Source organism: Albidovulum marisflavi (genome assembly GCF_025751435.1).
Taxonomy (GTDB): Bacteria; Pseudomonadota; Alphaproteobacteria; order Rhodobacterales; family Rhodobacteraceae; genus Albidovulum; species Albidovulum marisflavi.
Genome location: NZ_JAOWKY010000001.1, coordinates 1,185,086 through 1,205,579 on the forward strand (window position 1 = coordinate 1,185,086; position 20,494 = coordinate 1,205,579).

Below are 20,494 nucleotides of genomic sequence, written 5' to 3' on the forward strand. Positions count from 1 at the left end.
TCAGCCAAGAACCAGCGTCGGGATCAGCTCCCGCAATGCGTTGCCAAGAAAGACGCGCGCGCCCCGCAGATCGTCCGGGGTCAGCGCCGCTTCCTGCGCGCGTCCCGCGGCCAGAAGCTCTGCCCGCAGCACGCCGGGCAGAAGACCCGACGCGAGGGGCGGGGTCAGAAGCGTGCGGCCCCGTTCGACGAACACGTTGGTGATCGTTCCCTCGCACACCTCGCCGCGTTCATTGAGAAAGATCACCTCGTCCAGCCCCTCGGGCAGGCGCGCGCGCGCCTGATCGTAGATCGCGCGCTCGGTCGTCTTGTGGCGCAGAAGCGGCGCGTCCGAGGCCAGGCGTTCCGTCGCAAGGCCCGCGATCCAGCGCGGCGGGTTCGGGGCCAGCGGGGCCGTCGTGACTTCGGCGTCGCCGGCTTGGCCGATGGTCAGCCTCACCCTCAGTGCGGCATCACCCGAAACGCCGGCCAGCGCCGTGTCAATGGCACGCCGGTCCCAGCGAAAGCCAAGCGCCTGGGCCGAGGCGCGCGCGCGCGCCAGATGCGCCTCAAGGCGGCGAAAGCCGGTTTCATCCCAGCCGAAGGTTTCGATCAGGCGGGTGTCAGGTCGGCAAAGCGGGCTTTCCACAGGGCCTCCTCCCATTCGCCTTCGGCGGTCGAATCGATGACGATGCCGCCGCCGACACCGAAGCTGACTTCGTCCCCGGCCAGGGTCATCGTGCGGATCGCCACGTTGAAGGCCGATGCGCCGTCGGGTGCGATCCAGCCGATCCCCCCGCAATAGATGCCGCGCGGTCCTGCCTCAAGCTCGTGGATGATCTCCATCGCCCGGATCTTCGGGGCGCCCGTGATGGATCCGCAGGGGAAAAGCGCGCGGAAGATCTCCGAGGCGGCGGTGCGCGCGACCAGGTCGCCCGTCACATGGCTGACCATCTGGTGAACGGTGGCGTAGCTTTCGATCGCGAAAAGCGCGGGCACACGCACCGATCCGACCCGCGCGATGCGCGAGATGTCGTTGCGAAGAAGGTCGACGATCATCAGGTTTTCGGCGCGGTTCTTGATGCTTTCCTGCAGCTCAAGCTTCAGCGCCGCGTCATGGGCGGGGTTGGTCGCACGCGGCGCCGTGCCCTTCATCGGCCGCGTCTCGATCCGTCCCCGGGCGTCGGTGGCAAAGAACAGCTCGGGTGAGCGCGACAGGATGATCGGCGCGTCGGGAAGGGCGACGAATGCGCCGTGGGCGACCGCCTGACGGTTCCGCAGCGCCCCGTAAAGCCCAAGCGGCGATCCCGTCACCCGCGCCACCATCTGCATCGTCAGGTTGACCTGATAGACATCTCCGGCCGCGATGTAGTCCTGCACCGCGCGAACCGCGCGCGCGTGCGCGGCCGCGTCCCAAAGCGGGTTTGCGCGGGCGATGGTGGCGCCTGCCGCCTCGGCCCCTGCCTGGTCAAGCAGCGGTTGGGCCAGACGCGGCGAGTCGTAGACGCCGAAATGAAGAAGCGGGCCCGGCGGCCGTGGCGGCATCAGCGCGGAAAGCTTCGGTTCCAGCGCATAGCCAAGTTCATAGCTGGCGTAGCCCGCAAGCCACGCACCCTCGTCCCGCGCGGCATCGATCGCCGACAGCGCCGCGTCGACCTCGGCGGCGGTATCGGCACGGATCAGTCGCCTTGGACTGTCGAATAGCGCGGGTTCGCCGAAAGGGCCGTTTTCGAGAAGGATCATCGGTCTGTGTCAGCACCCGGATAGCTGCCGGGATTGGGGGGCGGAATCGTGCCGCAAATTCGCTCGTTACGGGATTTGTTGCAAGTATGCCGCCGCCGCTTTGGCGTCCGTTCGCGGCGCGCGCGATTTGACACGTGTCAAGGTCGAGGCGCGACGGCATGCCTAGGATCGGCGCAAAGACACGAACGATAGGAGAGCGCGATGTCGAACACCCCGCATGAACTGGCCGAGGAATTCCCGGGCCTCGCCGAGAAAATTCACGACTTGAAGGCTGGAAACGCCCACTTCGCGCGGCTCACGGACGAGTATCACGACATCAACCGGCAGGTGCACCGGGCCGAGACCAACGTCGAGCCTGTGGACGGCATGACCGAAACGCTGATGCGCAAGAAGCGCGCCGCATTGAAGGACGAAATCGCCCGAATGCTGTCGGACGCCTGAGTCACTCCACTTCGTAAGGCAGAAGCCCCCGCCGCGACGGATCGACGCGAAGCCGTCGTTCCAGCGGCGGCACTGACCGCTGGTGGCACCCGCGCCTTTCGCAGATCCGGCACGAAATGCCGATCGGTTCGTAGGCGCGGGCGTTCGTCAGGTCCAGGTCGTCGGCATAGACCAGCCCCTTGGCATGGCTGATCTCGCAGCCCAGACCGATGGCGAAACGCCTGACGGGTGCGTTGAAGGATCCGCCCGATTTCGAAATGTCGCGCGCAAGGCACAGGTAGCGGACCCCGTCCGGGGTTTCCGCAAGCTGGCGCAGGAACCGGCCCGGCGTTTCGAACGCCTGATGCACGTTCCACAAGGGGCAGGCGCCGCCGAAGCGCGCGAATTGAAGCCGTGTCGCCGAATGCCGCTTGGTGATGGTTCCCGCCTGATCGACACGGACAAAGAAGAAGGGGATGCCCTTCAGCCCCGGTCGCTGAAGCGTCGAAAGACGGTGCGCGACCTGTTCGATCGAGGCGCCGAAGCGGTCGGCCAACCGTTCCAGGTCATGCCGGCTTTCCTGCGCGGCTTCCATGAACGCACGATAGGGCAGAAGTGCTGCCCCCGCGAAATAGTTGGCAAGGCCAATCTTGGCGATCGCGCGCGCGGCCTCGGTCTGAAAGCGCGCAAGGTCGAGCGTCGCCTCCAGCAGGTCGTCGTGGGTCACAAGCGCCAGTTGGTGCAGGATCTGGAACCGCTGGGTCGGTGCGGCGGCGCGCGTCGACAGGACCAACCGCCCCTCGGATGCTTCGCGAAGCGCCGGGCTGTCCGCGAAGTCCACCGCGATGCCGCGTGTCTTCAGCACCTCGACCGCGCGCGCGACGGGATCGGCCAGCCGCCCGTCGGGCGCAGCAAAACGCTCTGCCGCATGATCGACCGCGTCGATGTAGTTGTCGCAGTAGTGGAAGAAGTCCCGCACCTCTTCCCAGGGTGACGCCAGGGCCGCCGCATCGTCCCGCCCCAATGCCTCGTCAAGCGAAGCAAGTCGTTCGTGGCTTTGCCTGTAGGCGCGGTGCAGCTCCAGGAAGGCCCGCGCGAAGGCCGGCGCGTTCGACGCGGTCAGGCGCAGATCGGCCAGCGGCGGCGCCATATCCGCAAAGACCGGATCGGCCAGCGCCTCTCGCATGTCGGTGACGATCCGTTCGGCATCGCCGGATGAAAGCTCGGTCACGTCCAGACCGAACTCTCCCGCAAGCGCCAGCACTACTGTCGCCGAAACCGGGCGGTGGTTGTTCTCCATCTGGTTGAGATAGGGCAGCGACACGCCAAGCTTCTGGGCAAAGGCCCGCTGGGTCAGCCCCAGCCGCGCGCGCGTCTCGCGCAGCTTGACGCCTGCGTAAAGCTTCTGCGTGGCCATGATCTGCTCCGGGCGGGTTTGCCAACCCGCACGGTAGTTTTTGCAAACCCGCCGCGCAAGCGCCTAGCGGCGGATGGCTCGGCGCCGCGCGATGACCAAGAGCGCCGACATCGTGGCCGCGATCGATGTCAGCACCATGATCCATTGCAAGGGCGCCGCCCCCGAGCCGGGCGTCAATACTGCACCCACAAGCCCGGACAGCAGCGCGCCGCCCCCCAGCATCATCGCCCCGCCCAGGCCCGACGCGGTAGCGGCCAGATGCGGGCGGACCGACAGCATCCCCGATGTCGCGTTCGGGATCACCATGCCGTTGCCCAGGCCGACGAAGGTCATCAGTCCGAAGAAGCTCCACTGGTCGGTCAGTCCGGCATAGGTCAGGGCCAGCGAAAGCGCTGTGCCCGCCGCCGTGATCAGCGTGCCCCAAAGAACCATTCGGTCGATCCCGGCCTGACGTGAAAAGCGGCCCGACAGGTAGTTGCCCGCCGCATAGCCAAGCGCCGGCGCACCGATGAAGTAGCCAAGCTTGTCAGAGGCCAGGCCAAAGACTTCGGTCCCGACGAAGGGCGCGCCGCCAAGATAGGCGAAGAACGCCCCCGAACACAGGGCCGATGCCATGCAATAGCCCCAGAACCTGGGCGAGGCGAGCAGTTCTGGGTATTCGCGAAGCTGCTTGCCGATCCCGGCTGAGCGATGAACTTGGGTTTCCCCCAGGTCCGCCCAGCAGAGCGCGCCGATGGCCAGCCCCGCTACCGCAAGTGCCCAGAAGCTGGCCTCCCATCCGAAGGCGCGGTCCAGTTCGCCGCCGATGGCAGGTCCGATCATCGGGACGATCGCCATGCCCATCGTGACATATCCGATCATGGATGCCGCCTCCTCGGGCGGGACCATGTCGCGGATCATGGCGCGCGATACGGCAAAACACACGGCGATGACCGCCTGGATCATCCGGAACAGCAGGAAAAGCTCGATCGTCGGCGCAAGGATGCAGCCGATCGTGGCCAGCACGAAGACCGCCAGCCCGCCAAGGATCACCGGGCGCCGGCCGATCCTGTCGGCCAGCGGGCCGATCAGGACCTGCAGCACGGCGTTGACGCCTAGATAGCCTGCGATGGCCAGGTTCATGACGTGGGGATCGGTGCCGAACGCCTTGGCCATCGCGGGAAGCGAGGGCAGGAAGATGTTCATCGACAGCGCCGATATCCCCGCGATGAGGATCAGCGTCGCGATGTGCGGCGGGGTGGACCGGATCAGGAACCGGCTTGTCGGGCGATCGATCATCCCAAACTGCTAGGTCCGCGCCCGCGCGTTGTCCACTGGCAAATTGTGGTCCGTACAATCGGGGCCGCGCCGCCGAAAAGGCGATCCGCGTGATCCGAAGCCAGAGGTCTTAGAGCGCCCGCCAGCCGATGTCGCGGCGGCAGAACCCCTCGGGCCAGTCGATCGCGTCGACCATCGCGTAAGCACGGTCACGCGCATCGGCCAGCGAGGCGCCGCGCGCCGTGATGTTCAGGACACGCCCGCCCGTCGCGACGACATGTCCATCATGTTCGGCCGTGCCGGCGTGGAATACGATGCGGAACGAATCCGGAGGCAGGGCGTCCAGGCCGCGGATCTCGGTTCCCTTGCGATAGGTGCCGGGGTAACCCTCGGCCGCCATGACGACGGTCAGCGCGTGGTCGTCGGCCCAGTTCACGCGCGCCTCGGCCAGCCGTCCTTCGGCGCAGGCCAGCATGAGATCCAGCGCCTGCGCACCCAGTCGCATCATCAGGACCTGGCACTCGGGATCGCCGAAGCGGACGTTGTATTCGACGAGCCGCGGCTGTCCGTCCTTGATCATCAGCCCCGCGTAAAGCACGCCCTGGAACGGCGTTCCGCGCCGCGCCATTTCGGCAACCGTGGGCTTCACGATCCGGTCCAGCGCGGCCTGGGCGATGTCGTCCGACAGGACCGGGGCGGGGGAATAGGCGCCCATGCCGCCTGTGTTCGGTCCGGTGTCGCCTTCGCCCACGCGCTTGTGGTCCTGCGCGGTGCCGACTGGCAGCACGTCCGTCCCGTCGCACAGCACAAAGAACGAGGCTTCCTCGCCCTCCATGAATTCCTCGATCACGACCTCCGCGCCGGCGGCACCGAAGCTGCCACCGAACATGTCGTCCAGCGCGGCCAGCGCCTCGTCCTCGGTCATGGCGACGACCACGCCCTTGCCAGCGGCAAGGCCGTCGGCCTTGACCACGATGGGCGCGCCGTTCTGCCGGACGTGGTCGGCAGCCGCCGCCTTGTCGGTGAAGCGCGCGTAGCCAGCGGTTGGCGTGCCGGATGCGTCGCAGATTTCCTTGGTGAAGCCCTTGGACGCCTCAAGCCGCGCTGCCTCGGCCGAGGGGCCGAAGGTCAGGATGCCAGCTGCGCGCAGCGCGTCGGAAACCCCGGCAGCCAGCGGTGCCTCGGGGCCGACGATCACGAAATCGACCGCGTTTTCCTCGACGAATGTGACGACGGTCGCGCCGCTCAGGATGTCGATGTCGGCGCATTCCGCGATGGCGGATATCCCGGCATTGCCCGGCGCCACGATCAGCCGGTCGCACTTCGGGTTCTGCTTGACCGCCCAGGCCAGCGCATGTTCGCGCCCGCCGCCGCCGAGGATCAGAATGTTCATGCGACCGCTCCCTTGGCCTTCGTTCGCGCGCGTTCTAAGGTGGGGGGGCAAAGGATACAAGCGCCCCATGGACCTTCTGGAAGAAAGCGCCCCGCGGGGCAATCAGCCCGAATACACCGTCTCGGAAATATCGGGCGCGGTGAAGCGCGTGATCGAGGGCGAATTTGGCCATGTCCGTGTGAGGGGAGAGATCTCGCGCGTGTCCCGTCCGTCTTCGGGGCATCTCTATTTCGATCTCAAGGATGACCGCGCGGTGATCGCGGCGGTCAGCTGGAAGGGCCAGGCCGCACGGATGACCGTGCGCCCCGAAGAAGGGATGGAGGTCATCGCCATCGGCCGAATGACCACCTTTCCCGGCCAGTCGAAATACCAGCTCATCGTCGAGGATATCGTGCCGGCCGGCGCGGGCGCACTGATGGTGATGCTTGAAAAGCGCAAGGCTGCGCTTGCGGCCGAGGGGCTTTTCGATACGGCCCGAAAGAAGTCCATTCCCTTCCTGCCGGATGTCATCGGTGTCGTCACCTCGCCTTCGGGCGCGGTGATCCGGGACATCCTGCACCGCCTGCGCGACCGATTCCCACGCCGCGTCGTGATCTGGCCTGTCGCGGTCCAGGGAGAGAAATGCGCGCCAGAAGTCGCCGCTGCAATTTTGGGGTTCAACGCGCTGCCCGCCGATGGGCCCGTGCCGCGCCCTGATCTGATCATTGTCGCGCGCGGCGGTGGATCGATCGAGGACCTCTGGGGCTTCAACGAGGAAGTCGTCGTGCGGGCCGCTGCTGCCTCGCGCATTCCGCTGATCTCGGCGGTCGGGCATGAAACAGACACGACGCTGATCGACTACGCGTCAGACCGGCGGGCGCCGACGCCCACGGCCGCGGCGGAGATGGCGGTGCCGGTGCGGATGGAGCTACTGGCCTGGTCGTCCGAGCAGGGCGCACGCATGACCCGCTCGATCCGCCAGCGCCAGGATCTGCGGCAGCAGCGGCTTTCGGACCTGTCCCGTGCGCTTGGCCGCCCGGAGGCGCTGCTGGATCCGGCGCGCCAGCGGTTCGACAACTGGTCCGACCGGCTGGGGCCTGCGCTTCTGGCGGCGGCGACGCGCAAGCGGGCGACCTTCAATGCGACGGCGGCGCGGATGCAGCCCGGCCTGCTGACCTCGTTCATCGGGCGCGAGCGGCGGTTTCTGCAAGAGCGTGCTGCCCGTCTGGGCCCGGCCCTTCAGCGGCTTGCCCGCGACGCGGGCCGCGACACGGCGCGTCGGCGCACAGATCTTGACGGCCTCGGCGCCCGCCTTGAGGCAGCGATGCCCCTGCGTCTGGCCAGCTTGACGGAACGCCTTGGCGCCCTTGACCGGATGCGCCAGACGCTTGGCTATACGGAAACGCTGCGCCGCGGCTATGCCGTGGTGCGGGGTGAGTGCGGCCTGCTGACCACCAAGGCGGCAGCAGAGGCGGCCGGGTCGTTCGAGATCGAGTTCCAGGATGGCCGTCTGTCCGCCGGGACCGGCGCGGGCCCCAAGCAGCGCAAGTCACGGGGCGATCCGCCACCGTCCCAGGGAAGCCTGTTCTGACTGTCAGACGCCGACCTTTGGACCACACGCCATCGGAGCGTGGCTTTGGTAGGTCGAAACCAGCGGTTCGCCCGAGGGGTCGTCATCGCTCCAGGCGGCAAGCCCGCCGCCGTGTGCGCGGAAGATCCAGCAGGACGGTTCGGGACTGTCCTCGTAGGTGAAGCAGATCATTTCGCCGACGGCCTCCCAACGGCCTTCGCGGCAGAAGTCTCCGAATGTCCAGATGACCCGGCGATCTGGAAGGTATTGTTCGGTGCCGTAGTAAGTTCCGCCGCTGGAATAGGTGATCGTGCGGCCAGTGGTGCGCGCCTCGAACTCCTCGGCCGACAGCGGGCTGTCGTCGGCGGCCAGGACCGGGCCGGACAGGAGGATGAGAAGCATGGCGCTGCGCATCGCAACCTCATCTCGAAAACTGCGCAAGGATCGCACAGCGCAGCCCGATGCGAAAGCCGTCAGAGCGCGCGACTGTCCTCGAGCGGCAGGCGGCGGTCCATGATCCGCCGCCACAGGCGCGGAAAAAGCGCAACCGTCGCCATCACGGGAAGCGAATGGGGCAGCAGCGGCGCCTTGTCGCCGGGTGACAGTTCCAGTTCCGCGAAGCTCAGGCCCGGCCGCATGTGGTGGTTCGCATGCCGGTTGGCGTTCAATAGCGAAAGGCCGCTAAAGCCCTGCGGCGCGTCCCAGCTGTGCTGGGGGCCAACTGGCTCTGCCCGTCCGTCGGGGCCCGTCTTGCGGAGCAGCCCGTAGTGCTGGACGTAATCCGAAAGCAGGATCTGCGATTGCGCATGCGCCGACAGCGCGATCCAGACCAGGATGCCGGCCAGACCGAAGATTGCGCCGATCACGACGAGAACGGCCAGGGCGCCGCCAATGTAGACCGCGTAGGGATTGATGCGGCCCGCCTTGCGGCCAAGCCTGGGCCGCATCAGGAACCTCTCGATCTCATAGCCCGCCCGGAAGGCGCCAGGCCAGGCGCGGACAGCGAAGGCGTAGAAGCTTTCGCCCCACTGGGCGGTGTTCGGATCGTCCGTCGTGGCGACGAAGCGATGGTGCACCTTGCGATGGGCCGAGGTGTGATGGCCGAACAGCAGCGAGGTGTAGACCCACATGCCCAGCTGGAACAGGCGGCGATCCGACCGGTGGATCAGTTCGTGCGCGTTGGCGTTCGACACCTGGCCAAACCATAGCCCGAAAGCAAGGAAGGTCACAAACCAGTCCCAGAGCCCAGGAACGGGTGCGGTCAGCGACCACAACACCAGCGGGATCATCAGGAAATGCGCGATGCCGAGCGCCACCGGCAGCCAAAGCGTCAGCCGCGGGTCGTCTGCCCCGCCCATGATCCCGCGGGGGATGACCTCTGCCTCGTCCATGGCGAAGACCACGCCGGTGATCCACAGGAAGGCGGCAAGGCTGAACCATCCGCCAAGAATGGCGGCCAGCGCCAGAAGGACGATCGGCACGGCACTTGCCGCCCAGAACCGGGCGACGGGAGTGGACAGGACACGAGAGGCGATTGCGGTCATTTCTGTCTGGTCCTTCCTGCAAGTCCAAGACGAAGGCACGCAGGTGGTGCGGACCCCACTCTTCCATCCCCGATCCAAAAAGACTAGGTGGAGACATTCACGGACGGGGTGTGCAATGGCGTTTTTCTCGAAACTGAAGGAACGGCTCTTCAAATCCTCCTCGAAGCTCGAAGAGGGGCTTGAGGCGATCGTGGCCGACGCGCCGGACGCAAAACCCGAGACCGCGGCTGACACCGTCCCCGAACCTGCACCCGGCGAGGTCCCCCAGCCGCCGTCCGAAACGCCCGCGGCGACGCCGGCCGAACTTCCGCACATGCCTGACGAGGTTCCCGCAGCGCCCGCAGAAACGCCGATGGAGCCGCCACAGGAGTTGCCCGGCCAAGCGCCGTCCTCTGCCGCTTCCCTTGCCGAAAAGCCGGGCTTGCTTGGGCGCATCTTCGGTCGTGGCGAGTCCTCCGCGCCCCGTCGCGTGCTGGATGACGCGATGATCGAAAGCCTGGAAGAGGTGCTGATCCAGGCCGACATGGGGGTTGAGACCGCACTGCGCGTGACCGCCAACCTTGCCGAGGGCCGCATGGGGCGCAAGCTTTCCGTGGCCGAGATCAAGGGCCTGCTGGCAGGTGAAATCGCCCGGATCATGGAGCCCGTCGCGCGGCCTCTGCCGCTTTACGCGAAGAAGCCGCAGGTCGTCCTGGTCGTGGGGGTCAACGGATCAGGCAAGACCACGACGATCGGCAAGCTTGCCAGCCAGTTCCGCGCCGCGGGCAAGAAGGTGGTGATCGCCGCGGGCGATACGTTCCGCGCCGCCGCCGTCGAACAGCTTCAAGTCTGGGGCGCCCGCGCAGGCGTGCCCGTGATGACCGCGCCGGAAGGCTCCGACCCCGCCAGCCTTGCCTTCGACGCCATGGACCGCGCCGAGCGCGAGGGGGCCGACCTGCTGCTGATCGACACCGCCGGGCGGCTTCAGAACCGCCAGGACCTGATGGAGGAACTGGCCAAGATCGTGCGCGTCATCCGCAAGAAGGACGCCTCGGCGCCGCACAACACGCTTCTGGTCCTTGATGCGACCACGGGTCAGAACGCGTTGAGCCAGGTCGACACCTTCCGCAAGCTGGCCGATGTGTCGGGCCTGGTTATGACCAAGCTTGACGGCACTGCCAAGGGCGGCGTCCTGGTTGCGCTGGCGGATCGGTTCGGCCTTCCGATCCATGCCATCGGCGTGGGCGAGCAGATCGACGATCTGGCGCCATTCGATCCTCAGGACTTTGCCTGCGCCCTTGTCGGGATGGATGGCTGAGCCCTCAATGCCGACCTTGACGCCGTGGCCCAACCTGACCGTCGGAGAGCCCGAGGGCGCGCCCCGTGGGCTTGACGCTTGCTGAGCGACTGGTTGATCTCGCTTGAAGGGACCGAGGCTGGGCACCACCTGGCCATGGGTCTTGCCCTGTGGGCCGCATTCACCCACGCGCTGTTCGGGGCGCTGCAGAAGGGTCGCCACGATCCCTGGCTGTCGCGCGCGGCGATCGATGCCTGCTACGCGCTGATGGCGCTTCCGATCGCGCTGTTCGTCGTTCCCTGGCCCGAGCCGCATCTCTGGCCGATCCTCGCCGGTGCCTTCGTGATCCACGCGGGATACAAGCTGGCGCAGGCGGCGACCTATTCGCGCGGGGCCTATACCGTCGTCTATCCCGTGGTGCGCGGCACGGCCCCGCTGTTTACCGTGCTGGGGGCAAGCGTCCTTCTGGGGGAACATTTCGCGCCGGGGCAATGGCTCGGCGTGGCGATTCTGGTTGCGGGTATCTGGGGGTTCGCGGTCTACAACTACAGGACGCTGACGCTGGGGCGCGAAACGCTGGTGCCCGCGATCCTGCTGGCGATCCTGACAGGGGGCTTCGTCGCGCTTTATTCGACCTACGACGCCTTCGGTATCCGCTCGACAGCGGATCCCTTCACCTTCCTGGCCTGGTTCTTCCTGGTCGACGGGGTCTTCATGCCGGTCTGGACATGGCGGCGCTGGCGGCGCCTCCCGTCTTCGGCGCTGCCCGGTCTTGCGTTGCGCGGCGTGGTGGGAGCGATCGTCGCATGGGCAAGTTTCGGCACATTCATGTTGGCCACAAGGCTCGACAAGGTGGGGGAGGCGGCGGTATTGCGGGAAACCTCCACCCTGTTCGCCGCGTTGATCGGCTGGCTGATGCTGGGGGAAGGGGTTGGGCCGCGCAGGCTGGGACTCATGATTTTGATCGCGGCGGGCGCCGTGGTCGTGAAACTGGCGGGGTAGAAAGTGGCCGGACGCAAGATCAATCCGTGGCTGAAGCTGGCGCTGGAGTTTGGCCCGGTTCTGGCCTTCTTCGTGGCCTTTACCCGCTTCAAGGACGCGCACTTCGTGTTCGGCGGCACGAGCTATGGCGGCTTCATCCTGGCGACAGCGATTTTCGTGCCGCTGATGATCCTGAGCACGCTCGCGCTCTGGCGGCTGACCGGGCGGATCGCGACGATCCAGATCGTGACCCTTGTCCTGGTGATCGTCTTCGGGGGGCTTTCGGTCTGGTTCAACGACGAACGGTTCTTCAAGATGAAGCCGACGATGATCTACCTGCTTTTCGCGGGCGTTCTGGGCTTCGGGCTGTTGCGCGGCACGTCTTACCTGGCGCTTGTCATGGATGAGGTCATGCCGCTTGAGCATGAGGGGTGGATGATCCTGACCCGCCGTCTGGCTGCGTTCTTTGGCGCGCTCGCGATCCTGAACGAGGTCATCTGGCGCACGATGTCCGACACGGCATGGGTCAACTTCAAGACCTTCGGCCTGACAGCGGCGATGTTCGTCTTCTTCATGGCGCAGGGCCGCTTGCTGCAGCGCTACGGCATCAAGGACGGCAACCAGGACGGCTAAGGCCGCGGGGTCAGCCGCCGACAATTTCCCTGCGGTGCGCAAGTTCTTCCGCTGTCTCCTTGCGAAGTTCGGCGTGCAAGAGACGCCCGCGCCGCAGCGCGGGGCGTGTGCCAAGCGCGCGGAGCCACCGGCTGAAATGCGGCTTGTCCCCCAGCGTCTGTCCCTGCCGGATCCACTGGGATGCCCACGGCCATATCGCGAAATCCGCGACGGACAGGAAGTCGCCCGCGACGTATTCATGGGTGGCCAGCCGGCGATCGAGCACCGCGTATAGTCGCGCGACCTCCTTGCGAAACCGCGCCTGCGGAAAGGTCACGTCCTGGTCGGGATCGGTGCCCGGCACGGTGCGCAGGAAATAATGCGCCTGCCCGGCAGTTGGCCCAAGTCCGCCCATCTGCCACATGAGCCATTCCAGGACCGAAATCCGCTCTCTCTCGGTGCGGCCAAGGAACTGTCCGGTCTTCCGGCCAAGGTAAAGCAGGATGGCCCCGCTCTCAAAGACCGAGACCGGCGCGCCGCCAGGGCCGTTCGGGTCGACGATCGCCGGAATTCGACCGTTGGGCGAGACGCGCAGGAAGTCGGGGGCGTGCTGTTCGCCCGCGTCGATGTTCACCAGGCGCAGGCTGTAGGGAAGGCCCATCTCCTCAAGCGCGATGGTAAGCTTCCAGCCGTTGGGCGCGGGCCAGAAGAATGCGTCCAGCATGTCGGTCATGAAGGCCTTCCCAAAGTGCGGCGGCGGGCTGCGGCGGGCCTGATCGTCCAGGTTTCGAAAACGTGATCAGGGCTCAATGTCATCAAGCGCGGCGCGGCTTTGCAGGTAATTTCGAAGCGACCAGTAGCAGTCCTCTTCGGTCGCGGCGCGGCAGGTGACGACCTGGCCGCCGGCTTCCACGCGCCACACGGTCGGATCCGAACCCAGGGCATGGATCGGATAGGTCGCGCCTGCATAGCTTACCGATCCAACCTCGGGCGGCGTGGCGGCGGGCGCGCAGGCGGCAAGCGCAAGGATGCAGGCAAGCGCGGTGCGGGACATACGGGACCTCCTTTGGCTTCTGTCAGGGACTTTCACCCAATGCCGGTGCGCCGACAAGCCCCAGCTACCAGTTGACCTGGCGCGCGCTTCGCGCTATCGCGCGAGCGTGGCGATTTGTTCACCGGATTGCGGGCCACGTTAAACATGCCGCTAAAAAGGTCGGAGGCCCTTGGCCCCCACCCGTCCCGGTGGGGGCTTTTTGTTGCCGGAGGAACGGCCATGACTGATTGGAAGACGCGCACGAAACTGATCCACGCCGGGGCCCGGCGCAGCCAGTACGGCGAGATGTCCGAGGCGATCTTTCTGACGCAGGGTTTCGTCTATGACAGCGCCGAACAGGCCGAGGCGCGCTTCATCGAGAGCGGGCCGGACGAATTCATCTATGCGCGCTACGGCAACCCGACCGTCCGGATCTTCGAGGAACGCATGGCCGCGATCGAGGGCACCGAAGACGCGTTCGCAACGGCCAGCGGAATGGCAGCCGTCAACGGCGCGCTGACCTCGATGCTGAAGGCGGGCGATCACGTGGTCGCGGCGCGCGCGCTGTTCGGGTCATGCCTTTACGTGCTTGAGATCCTTGGGCGTTTCGGTGTCGAAGTGTCGCTGGTCGACGGCACGGACCTGGACCAGTGGCGCGCGGCCGTGCGCGAGGGCACCAAGGTCGTCTTCCTCGAGTCGGTGTCGAACCCGACGCTTGAGGTGATCGACGTCAAGTCCGTCGCCGAAATCGCCCACGCGGTCGGCGCGGCCGTCGTAGTAGACAACGTCTTTGCCACGCCGACGTTCTCCAAGGCGGTGGAACTGGGTGCGGATGTCATCGTCTATTCCGCGACCAAGCACATCGACGGCTCTGGCCGTTGCCTGGGCGGCATCGTCTGCGGCACGAAGCATTACATCCGCAAGGTGCTGGAACCCTATCTCAAGCACACCGGGGCCGCGCTGAGCCCGTTCAACGCCTGGGTGATGCTGAAGGGGATGGAGACGCTGGACCTGCGCGTCCGCCAGCAAGCGGCATCGGCGCTTGACCTGGCAAAGGCTCTGGAGGGGCACGACAAGCTGGCCCGAGTGATCTATCCGGGCCTGAAGGGCCACGCCCAGCACGACATCGCGATGACGCAGATGGGGGCGGGCGGCACCGTCGTGACGCTTGAGGTCAAGGGCGGGCAAGAGGGCGCGTTCCGCTTCCTCAACGCTCTGGAAATCATCATGATTTCCAACAACCTTGGCGATGCGAAGACGATCATCACCCACCCGGCCACGACAACCCACCAGCGCCTGCCGGCCGAGCAGAAGGTGCTGCTTGGCATCACGCCGGGGCTGGTCCGCCTGTCGGTAGGGCTCGAGGATCCCGAAGACCTGCTTGCCGATCTGACCGGGGCGCTGGCGGCGGTCTGACGTCGCAATAACGACGCAACTGTTCGTGTAGGGTTGGACAAGTGCCATCCCGCACCCACATAATGTGACATTCCCCTGGGATCTGGGAGATGCCGATGAACTTCGTGGGCGAAATTGACCGCGAACCAGAGCGTGCCGACGCCGAACAGGCGCTTCGGCTCTTGCGTCGTTGGGCGGCCCAGGCCGACCCGACCGAGGTTGCACGGCTTGATCCCGCCATCGCGCGGCTTTTGCCGGGCAGGGAAGTCGGCAACTATCCCGATCTGTCCCGTGTCTATCCGCAGAACTTCGCGGCCGACGCCGCCTATCGCGCTTCCATGCCGGATCTGCAGAACGGGCCCTCAAGCCTGATCGTCGGAGCGAAGGCGCAGATCCAGCATGTCGGCATATCCAATTTCCGCCTGCCGATCCGCTTCCACACCCGCGACGGCAACGACATCACGCTGGAGACCTCTGTCACCGGAACCGTCAGCCTGATCGGTGAGAAGAAGGGCATCAACATGAGCCGCATCATGCGGTCCTTCTACGCCCATGCGGAACGCACGTTCTCGTTCTCGGTCCTTGAGGCCGTGCTTGAGGACTACAAGACCGATCACGACAGTGTCGACGCCCGCCTGATGATGCGGTTTTCCTTCCCGGCGCGGGTGAATTCCCTGCGCTCCGGTCTGAGCGGCTGGCAATACTACGACATCGCCCTCGAATTGATGGAGAGAGAGGGCGCGCGCAAGCGCATCATCCATCTGGACTACGTCTATTCGTCGACCTGCCCCTGTTCGCTGGAACTTTCCGAACACGCTCGACAGGCGCGCGGTCAGCTTGCAACGCCTCATTCCCAGCGTTCCGTCGCACGCATCTCTGCGGTGGAGTTCGGCGGCAAGCGGCTTTGGTACGAAGATCTGATCGACCTTGCCCGCGCCGCAGTGCCGACCGAAACCCAGGTGATGGTAAAGCGAGAGGATGAACAGGCATTCGCCGAGCTGAACGCCGCCAATCCGATCTTCGTCGAGGACGCCGCCCGCAGTTTCGCGGAAAGGCTGCTGGCGGACGACCGCATCGGTGATTTCCGCATCGTGGCAAGCCACCAGGAAAGCCTGCATTCGCACGACGCGGTATCAATGCTGACCGAGGGTCCGACCTTCGTGTCCGAAAGCATCGATCCCCGGCTTTTCGCGTCCCTGCACAAGGCCGGGTGAGGCAAGAAGGCTGACCTTGCGCCAAAGGGCGCGGCGTTCGCCGCAGTGCGGGATTGATCTGGCCTCAAGGCTGCATTGTCGCGCGGGATATTGACACTGTCTTTCCCGCGCTGCATCCGTTTGCCATCATGATCGACCTTCGCCCTGTCGGATATGTGATCGGCCTTATCATCTCTGTCCTGGGCGGCACGATGATCGTGCCCGGCATCGTGGATGCCGCGGCGCAGACGGGAAATTCCAGCGCGTTCTTCGAATCGGCCCTGATGACGGTCGTCGTGGGCCTGATGACCACGATCACCTGTCAGAACCGAGCGGGCCATAGCCTTTCGATCCGGCAGGCGTTCCTGCTTACGATCGGGATCTGGCTACTGGTGCCGCTGTTCGCGGCGCTGCCGCTTGTGATCGGCGCGCCCTCGGTGCGCCTGATCGACGCCTATTTCGAAGCTGTGTCCGGCATCACCACGACGGGGGCGTCGGTCTTCGTCGACATCGACAGCCTGCCGGTCGGCGTGCACATGTGGCGGGCCATGCTGAACTGGCTGGGCGGGCTGGGGATCGCCTTCATCGCCATGATCTTCCTTCCGGTCATGCGCGTCGGCGGCATGCAGTTCTTCCGGACCGAGGGGTTCGATACCTTTGGCAAAATCCTGCCGCGCGCGACCGATATCGCGGGTCAGCTTTTCTTCGTCTACGTGACGCTGACGCTTTGCTGCATGGGGACCTACGCCTTCCTTGGAATGCCAGCGATCGAGGCGGTGGAACATGCGCTGGCCACGATCGCGACAGGCGGGTTTTCGCCGCGGGCGGCTTCATTCGCGGACTATTCCAGCGGCATCCACTATGCGACGGCGCTGTTCATGGTGCTGGGCAGCCTGCCCTATATCCGCTACGTCCAGATCGTCCAGGGCGGGTTGCGGCCCTTGTGGCGCGACGCCCAGGTTCGCGCCTATCTGGGCTGGGTCACCGTGGCGGTGCTTTCCGTCTGCCTGTGGCGGGTCGGGACGTCCGATCAACCCGCCGAGAGCGTATTCCGCGAAAGCCTGTTCAACCTTGTCTCGATCATGTCGAGCACGGGTTTCGGGATGGGGTCGTTTCCCGCCTGGGGCAGCTTCGCGATCATCGTGGGGATGTGGCTTGGCGTGATCGGCGCCTGTTCGGGCTCGAGCGCCGCGGGGCTGTCCGTCTTTCGGGTGCAGTTGATGTTCGCAGCCCTCCACCAGCAGATACGCCGCATCCACGCACCCCATCGCATCGCGCCGATCCGTTACCAGGGCCGCTCGGTCGATCCGGACACTATCGACGCGATGATTCTTTATCTGGGTGCCTACATCCTGACGTTCGGGGTGATTGCCGTGCTGATCCTGCAAAGCGGCGTCGATTTCGAAAGCGCCGTCTTCGCATCGTGGACCTCCATCGGCAACATCGGCTACGGGCTTGGCCCGATGCTGGTCAGGACCGGGACCTTCATCGATTTCCCCGATGTCGCGAAACTTCTCATGATCCTGGCCATGATCATGGGTCGGCTTTCGCTGCTGGCGGTGTTCGTGGTCATCCTGCCGCGCTTCTGGCGGGATTGAATGGAGCGGGCAGGGGCTTGACAGGCCAAGCCCGCTCGACATGGTAGCGAAATGCTCGATCTGCGCCCCGTCGGATATGTCATCGGCCTGCTTGCCGCAATTTTCGGGGCAACGATGCTATTTCCATTGATGGCGGACCTGCTGCATGGGAACGAGCACTGGCGCATCTTCCTGCAGTCTTCCCTGATCACCACCGTCACTGGCGGCATCATTGCGATGGCCTGCGCGGGCGGTGTGCGGGCACGGCTCAGCACACAGGAAACCTTTCTGCTCGCGACCGGCGTCTGGTCGGTGCTGCCGCTGTTCGGCGCGATCCCGTTCCTTGTGGGCGCGACCGAGGCCAGGGCGGTGGACGCCATCTTCGAGGCGATGTCGGGACTGACCACAACCGGTTCGACCGTGTTCGTCGCGCTTGAGTCCCTGCCGCCGGGACTGTTGCTGTGGCGCTCGATGCTGCAATGGTTCGGCGGGATCGGCATCATCGTGGTCGCGATGGTCTTCCTGCCGGAACTGCGCGTCGGAGGAATGCAGATCTTCCGGTCCGAGGCTTTCGAAACCGGTGGCAAGGTGCTGCCGCGCGCTGCCGCCATCGCGGCGCATATCTCGGTCATCTATGTCGGGCTGACAGTCCTGTGCCACCTTGCCTACCTGGCCGTGGGGCTGGACGGCTTTCAGGCGATCAACCACGCGCTGACGACGCTTTCGACCGGAGGGTTTTCAACCTCGGACGCGTCGTTCGGCGCGTATCAGGGGGCACCCGAATACGTCGCCTCGATCTTCATGGTGCTCGCCAGTCTTCCCTTCGTGCGCTATGTCCAGATCCTGTCCGGACAGACCAGGTCGCTCCTCCAGGATAGCCAGGTGCGCGGCTTCATGTGGACCGTGCTGGGGCTGGTGCTGATCGTGGCCGCCTACCGCGTCGTGGCGAACGGGGACCACGCCGAACACGCGTTTCGCGAGGGGCTGTTCAACGTCACGTCGATCATTACCGGAACCGGCTATGCCAGCGTCGACTACCAGCTTTGGGGCGGCTTTCCCGTTGTCCTGTTCTTCTTCATCGGGCTGATCGGCGGCTGCGCGGGCTCGACCTGCTGTTCGATCAAGATCTTCCGATACCAGATCCTGTTCGGCGCCGTCGTTCGGCAGATCCGCGCCATCCATTCCCCGAACGGCGTGTTCGTGCAGCACTACGATGGCCGTCCCGTGGGCGATGCCCTGATCAGCTCCGTCGCGTCGTTCTTCGGGGTTTTCGTGCTGACGCTCGGGGTCACGTCGGTCCTGCTGGGCATGACCGGGCTTGACTTCGTGACGGCGGTTTCGGGGGCTGCGACGGCGATTGCCAACATAGGACCAGGGCTGGGCGATACGATCGGGCCGGCGGGCAATTTCGCGCCGATCAACGATACCGCGAAGTGGATCCTGACGGGGGCGATGCTGCTTGGCAGGTTGGAGCTTCTGGTCGTGCTTGTTCTTTTCTTGCCAAGATTCTGGAGGGCCTGATGGTCGAACGTCCGCTGGGTGCGCAGTTGTCGCACATGCTGAAATCGCGTGGTGTCGAAGTGATCTTCGGGATTCCGGGGGTCCACAATGTCGAGCTTTACCGCGGGATCGAGGAAGCCGGGCTGACGCATGTTCTGGCTCGTCACGAACAGGGCGCAGGCTTCATGGCGGACGGCTACGCGCGCGCGACCGGGCGGCCGGGCGTGGCCTATGTCATCACCGGGCCGGGGCTTACGAACATCCTGACGCCTCTGGGGCAGGCCTATTCGGACAGCGTGCCGGTGCTGGCGATTTCCTCCTGCCTCAACCGCGCGGACCTGGGGGTTGGGCGCGCGCGTCTGCACGAGATGAAGGACCAGGAAGGCGCGGCCGCAACCGTCTGCGACTGGTCAAGGACGGCGATGGACGCCGCCACCGCCTACCAGCTTGTCGATCGCGCCTTCGCCGAGTTCGCCGCGGGCAGGCCCCGGCCCAAGCACATGCAGGTCCCGATCGAGGTCCTGGGCGCCCTGGCCCCGGAGTTCGACGCGCCGCGTGCATTGCCCGCCCGCCCGGTCGCCGCGGACCTGTCGGCGGCAATCGAACGGATCGCCAGGGCCGAGCGTCCCCTTTTCGTCTTTGGTGGTGGCGCGCGCGCAGGCTGGCAGGCCGCGCGCCGGGTCCTTGCGAAGACCCGCGCCGCGAGCATCGTCACCTACGCCGGGCGCGGGATCGTCGCGCCCGGCGATCCCCTGTCGCTGGGCAACTACCTGGCGCGCCCCGACGCCGAGCGGATGCTTTCGCGGGCCGACCTGATCATCGCGATTGGAACCGAACTCTCCGAGGTTGACGCCTGGCGGCCGCGTGCGTTGCCCGACGTGCCGCTTCTGCGCGTCGATATCGACCCGGCCGAGCTTTTCGACGACAGCGCCGCGGATTTGGCCGTGCTTGGCGATGCGGGCGCTTTCCTGAGCGCTCTTGCCGATGCCCTGCCAGAGCGCGCGTCCAGCGGTTGGAACGCCGCAGAGATCGCCGCTGCCCGCGCCCGCTGGCGGGCTGAGACGGATGCCGAGAGGCCCGGCATCGTGCGCGTCGTGGACGCGCTGCGCGACTGCCTGCCCAAACAGACGCGGATCTATTCCGACATGACCCAGTTCGCCTATGTCGCAAAGGAGGTCTGGGACATGCCCGAACCCGGCCTATGGCATCATCCCTTCGGGTTCGGCACGCTGGGCTATGCGCTGCCGGCGGCGATCGGCGGCAAGGTCGGTCTGCCCGGCGAACCCGTGGTCGCGATCGCGGGCGACTACGGGCTTCAGTACACGATCCAGGAGCTTGGGACGGCGGTCGAACTGGGCCTGCCGCTGCCGATCCTTGTCTGGGACAACGGCAAGCTGAAGGAGATCGAGGAAAGCATGGTGCGCTCGCAGATCGCGCCCAATGCCGTCGTCGCGCGCAATCCAGACTTCGTGCGCCTTGCCGAGGCTTATGGCGCCAACGCCGTGCGTCCCGGATCGATCGGCGATCTTCAGTCGGCCGTTCACAACGCGCTTTCGGCAGACGGCCCGACACTGATCCACATGACGCAGGCCATGGTCTGAGGCTTGCGGGCGGCTTGGCCGCCCG

At 65.9% G+C, this 20,494-nt stretch carries 19 protein-coding genes and 1 riboswitch; of the genes, 10 read left to right on the top strand and 9 right to left on the bottom strand.

Annotated features, from left to right (window positions below):
* Together OEW28_RS05725 and OEW28_RS05730 are read right to left on the bottom strand one after the other, a co-directional pair.
* On the bottom strand, positions 1–627 hold the full coding sequence (locus OEW28_RS05725) for an aminotransferase class IV family protein (protein ID WP_263733741.1): 627 nt from the start codon (positions 625–627) through the stop codon (positions 1–3).
* Complete coding sequence (locus OEW28_RS05730; protein ID WP_263733742.1) at positions 591–1,721, bottom strand: aminodeoxychorismate synthase component I; 1,131 nt, start codon at positions 1,719–1,721, stop codon at positions 591–593. The genes OEW28_RS05725 and OEW28_RS05730 overlap by 37 nt, the downstream gene beginning before the upstream one ends.
* A gap of 201 nt (positions 1,722–1,922) precedes the next feature.
* On the opposite strand from OEW28_RS05730, the gene OEW28_RS05735 reads away from it, so the two are divergent.
* Complete coding sequence (locus OEW28_RS05735; RefSeq protein ID WP_263733743.1) at positions 1,923–2,162, top strand: YdcH family protein; 240 nt, start codon at positions 1,923–1,925, stop codon at positions 2,160–2,162.
* Position 2,163: 1 nt separating this feature from the next.
* Here OEW28_RS05735 and OEW28_RS05740 read toward each other — a convergent pair whose 3' ends face one another.
* The 3 genes from OEW28_RS05740 to purD form a co-directional block, all read right to left on the bottom strand.
* Positions 2,164–3,558, bottom strand: coding sequence for a helix-turn-helix domain-containing protein (locus OEW28_RS05740; protein WP_263733744.1), 1,395 nt, complete (start codon positions 3,556–3,558; stop codon positions 2,164–2,166).
* A gap of 63 nt (positions 3,559–3,621) precedes the next feature.
* The gene (locus OEW28_RS05745; protein WP_263733745.1) at positions 3,622–4,836 is read right to left on the bottom strand and encodes a multidrug effflux MFS transporter; all 1,215 of its coding nucleotides are present in this window, start codon (positions 4,834–4,836) and stop codon (positions 3,622–3,624) included.
* A gap of 109 nt (positions 4,837–4,945) precedes the next feature.
* Positions 4,946–6,208 (bottom strand): phosphoribosylamine--glycine ligase, encoded by a 1,263-nt coding sequence (purD, locus tag OEW28_RS05750; protein ID WP_263733746.1) that lies wholly within the window; start codon positions 6,206–6,208, stop codon positions 4,946–4,948.
* A 67-nt stretch (positions 6,209–6,275) separates the two neighbouring features.
* On the opposite strand from purD, the gene xseA reads away from it, so the two are divergent.
* Positions 6,276–7,778 carry an exodeoxyribonuclease VII large subunit gene (gene xseA, locus OEW28_RS05755; protein WP_263733747.1) on the top strand — a complete coding sequence of 501 codons (1,503 nt, stop codon included), beginning with the start codon at positions 6,276–6,278 and terminating at the stop codon, positions 7,776–7,778.
* 3 nt (positions 7,779–7,781) lie between these two features.
* Here the strand turns inward: xseA and OEW28_RS05760 are convergent, their stop codons facing one another.
* Both OEW28_RS05760 and OEW28_RS05765 read right to left on the bottom strand, forming a co-directional pair.
* On the bottom strand, positions 7,782–8,171 hold the full coding sequence (locus OEW28_RS05760) for a hypothetical protein (protein WP_263733748.1): 390 nt from the start codon (positions 8,169–8,171) through the stop codon (positions 7,782–7,784).
* Between the two features lie 59 nt (positions 8,172–8,230).
* Entirely contained in the window at positions 8,231–9,301 is a 1,071-nt protein-coding gene (locus tag OEW28_RS05765; protein ID WP_263733749.1) for an alkane 1-monooxygenase, read from the bottom strand.
* A gap of 115 nt (positions 9,302–9,416) precedes the next feature.
* Here OEW28_RS05765 and ftsY point away from each other — a divergent pair, with 115 nt between their 5' ends.
* The 3 genes from ftsY to OEW28_RS05780 all read left to right on the top strand — a co-directional run bounded on the left by ftsY (position 9,417) and on the right by OEW28_RS05780 (position 12,191).
* Positions 9,417–10,598, top strand: coding sequence for a signal recognition particle-docking protein FtsY (gene ftsY / locus OEW28_RS05770; RefSeq protein ID WP_263733750.1), 1,182 nt, complete (start codon positions 9,417–9,419; stop codon positions 10,596–10,598).
* A gap of 81 nt (positions 10,599–10,679) precedes the next feature.
* On the top strand, positions 10,680–11,579 hold the full coding sequence (locus tag OEW28_RS05775; protein ID WP_263734382.1) for a DMT family transporter: 900 nt from the start codon (positions 10,680–10,682) through the stop codon (positions 11,577–11,579).
* A 3-nt stretch (positions 11,580–11,582) separates the two neighbouring features.
* Positions 11,583–12,191, top strand: a complete 609-nt coding sequence (locus OEW28_RS05780; RefSeq protein WP_263733751.1) for an inner membrane-spanning protein YciB — start codon at positions 11,583–11,585, stop codon at positions 12,189–12,191.
* A 10-nt stretch (positions 12,192–12,201) separates the two neighbouring features.
* Here OEW28_RS05780 and OEW28_RS05785 read toward each other — a convergent pair whose 3' ends face one another.
* On the bottom strand, positions 12,202–12,903 hold the full coding sequence (locus OEW28_RS05785; protein WP_263733752.1) for a glutathione S-transferase N-terminal domain-containing protein: 702 nt from the start codon (positions 12,901–12,903) through the stop codon (positions 12,202–12,204).
* 66 nt (positions 12,904–12,969) lie between these two features.
* Positions 12,970–13,224 (bottom strand): hypothetical protein, encoded by a 255-nt coding sequence (locus OEW28_RS05790; protein ID WP_263733753.1) that lies wholly within the window; start codon positions 13,222–13,224, stop codon positions 12,970–12,972.
* A 96-nt stretch (positions 13,225–13,320) separates the two neighbouring features.
* Positions 13,321–13,399: riboswitch (SAM riboswitch) on the top strand.
* A 44-nt stretch (positions 13,400–13,443) separates the two neighbouring features.
* Here OEW28_RS05790 and metZ point away from each other — a divergent pair.
* From metZ to OEW28_RS05815, 5 genes are all read left to right on the top strand, one after another.
* The gene (gene metZ, locus OEW28_RS05795) at positions 13,444–14,619 is read left to right on the top strand and encodes an O-succinylhomoserine sulfhydrylase (RefSeq protein ID WP_263733754.1); all 1,176 of its coding nucleotides are present in this window, start codon (positions 13,444–13,446) and stop codon (positions 14,617–14,619) included.
* 95 nt (positions 14,620–14,714) lie between these two features.
* Positions 14,715–15,812 (top strand): GTP cyclohydrolase FolE2, encoded by a 1,098-nt coding sequence (gene folE2, locus OEW28_RS05800; protein ID WP_263733755.1) that lies wholly within the window; start codon positions 14,715–14,717, stop codon positions 15,810–15,812.
* A gap of 128 nt (positions 15,813–15,940) precedes the next feature.
* The gene (locus OEW28_RS05805; protein WP_263733756.1) at positions 15,941–17,389 is read left to right on the top strand and encodes a TrkH family potassium uptake protein; all 1,449 of its coding nucleotides are present in this window, start codon (positions 15,941–15,943) and stop codon (positions 17,387–17,389) included.
* Between the two features lie 51 nt (positions 17,390–17,440).
* Positions 17,441–18,889: a TrkH family potassium uptake protein gene (locus tag OEW28_RS05810; RefSeq protein ID WP_263733757.1), complete on the top strand. Its 1,449-nt coding sequence runs from the start codon at positions 17,441–17,443 to the stop codon at positions 18,887–18,889.
* The gene (locus OEW28_RS05815; RefSeq protein ID WP_263733758.1) at positions 18,889–20,469 is read left to right on the top strand and encodes a 5-guanidino-2-oxopentanoate decarboxylase; all 1,581 of its coding nucleotides are present in this window, start codon (positions 18,889–18,891) and stop codon (positions 20,467–20,469) included. Before OEW28_RS05810 ends, OEW28_RS05815 begins: the two co-directional genes overlap by 1 nt.
* The last annotated feature ends 25 nt before the right edge of the window (positions 20,470–20,494 follow it).

Coding starts and splice junctions, on each gene's coding strand:
- ftsY (WP_263733750.1), top strand. CDS start 9,417: ATGGCGTTTTTCTCGAAACTGAAGGAACGGCTCTTCAAATCCTCCTCG.
- OEW28_RS05785 (WP_263733752.1), bottom strand. CDS start 12,903: ATGACCGACATGCTGGACGCATTCTTCTGGCCCGCGCCCAACGGCTGG.
- OEW28_RS05810 (WP_263733757.1), top strand. CDS start 17,441: ATGCTCGATCTGCGCCCCGTCGGATATGTCATCGGCCTGCTTGCCGCA.
- OEW28_RS05745 (WP_263733745.1), bottom strand. CDS start 4,836: ATGATCGATCGCCCGACAAGCCGGTTCCTGATCCGGTCCACCCCGCCG.
- OEW28_RS05765 (WP_263733749.1), bottom strand. CDS start 9,301: ATGACCGCAATCGCCTCTCGTGTCCTGTCCACTCCCGTCGCCCGGTTC.
- OEW28_RS05805 (WP_263733756.1), top strand. CDS start 15,941: ATGATCGACCTTCGCCCTGTCGGATATGTGATCGGCCTTATCATCTCT.
- OEW28_RS05730 (WP_263733742.1), bottom strand. CDS start 1,721: ATGATCCTTCTCGAAAACGGCCCTTTCGGCGAACCCGCGCTATTCGAC.
- xseA (WP_263733747.1), top strand. CDS start 6,276: ATGGACCTTCTGGAAGAAAGCGCCCCGCGGGGCAATCAGCCCGAATAC.
- OEW28_RS05735 (WP_263733743.1), top strand. CDS start 1,923: ATGTCGAACACCCCGCATGAACTGGCCGAGGAATTCCCGGGCCTCGCC.
- OEW28_RS05760 (WP_263733748.1), bottom strand. CDS start 8,171: ATGCGCAGCGCCATGCTTCTCATCCTCCTGTCCGGCCCGGTCCTGGCC.
- OEW28_RS05790 (WP_263733753.1), bottom strand. CDS start 13,224: ATGTCCCGCACCGCGCTTGCCTGCATCCTTGCGCTTGCCGCCTGCGCG.
- OEW28_RS05815 (WP_263733758.1), top strand. CDS start 18,889: ATGGTCGAACGTCCGCTGGGTGCGCAGTTGTCGCACATGCTGAAATCG.
- purD (WP_263733746.1), bottom strand. CDS start 6,208: ATGAACATTCTGATCCTCGGCGGCGGCGGGCGCGAACATGCGCTGGCC.
- OEW28_RS05740 (WP_263733744.1), bottom strand. CDS start 3,558: ATGGCCACGCAGAAGCTTTACGCAGGCGTCAAGCTGCGCGAGACGCGC.
- metZ (WP_263733754.1), top strand. CDS start 13,444: ATGACTGATTGGAAGACGCGCACGAAACTGATCCACGCCGGGGCCCGG.
- folE2 (WP_263733755.1), top strand. CDS start 14,715: ATGAACTTCGTGGGCGAAATTGACCGCGAACCAGAGCGTGCCGACGCC.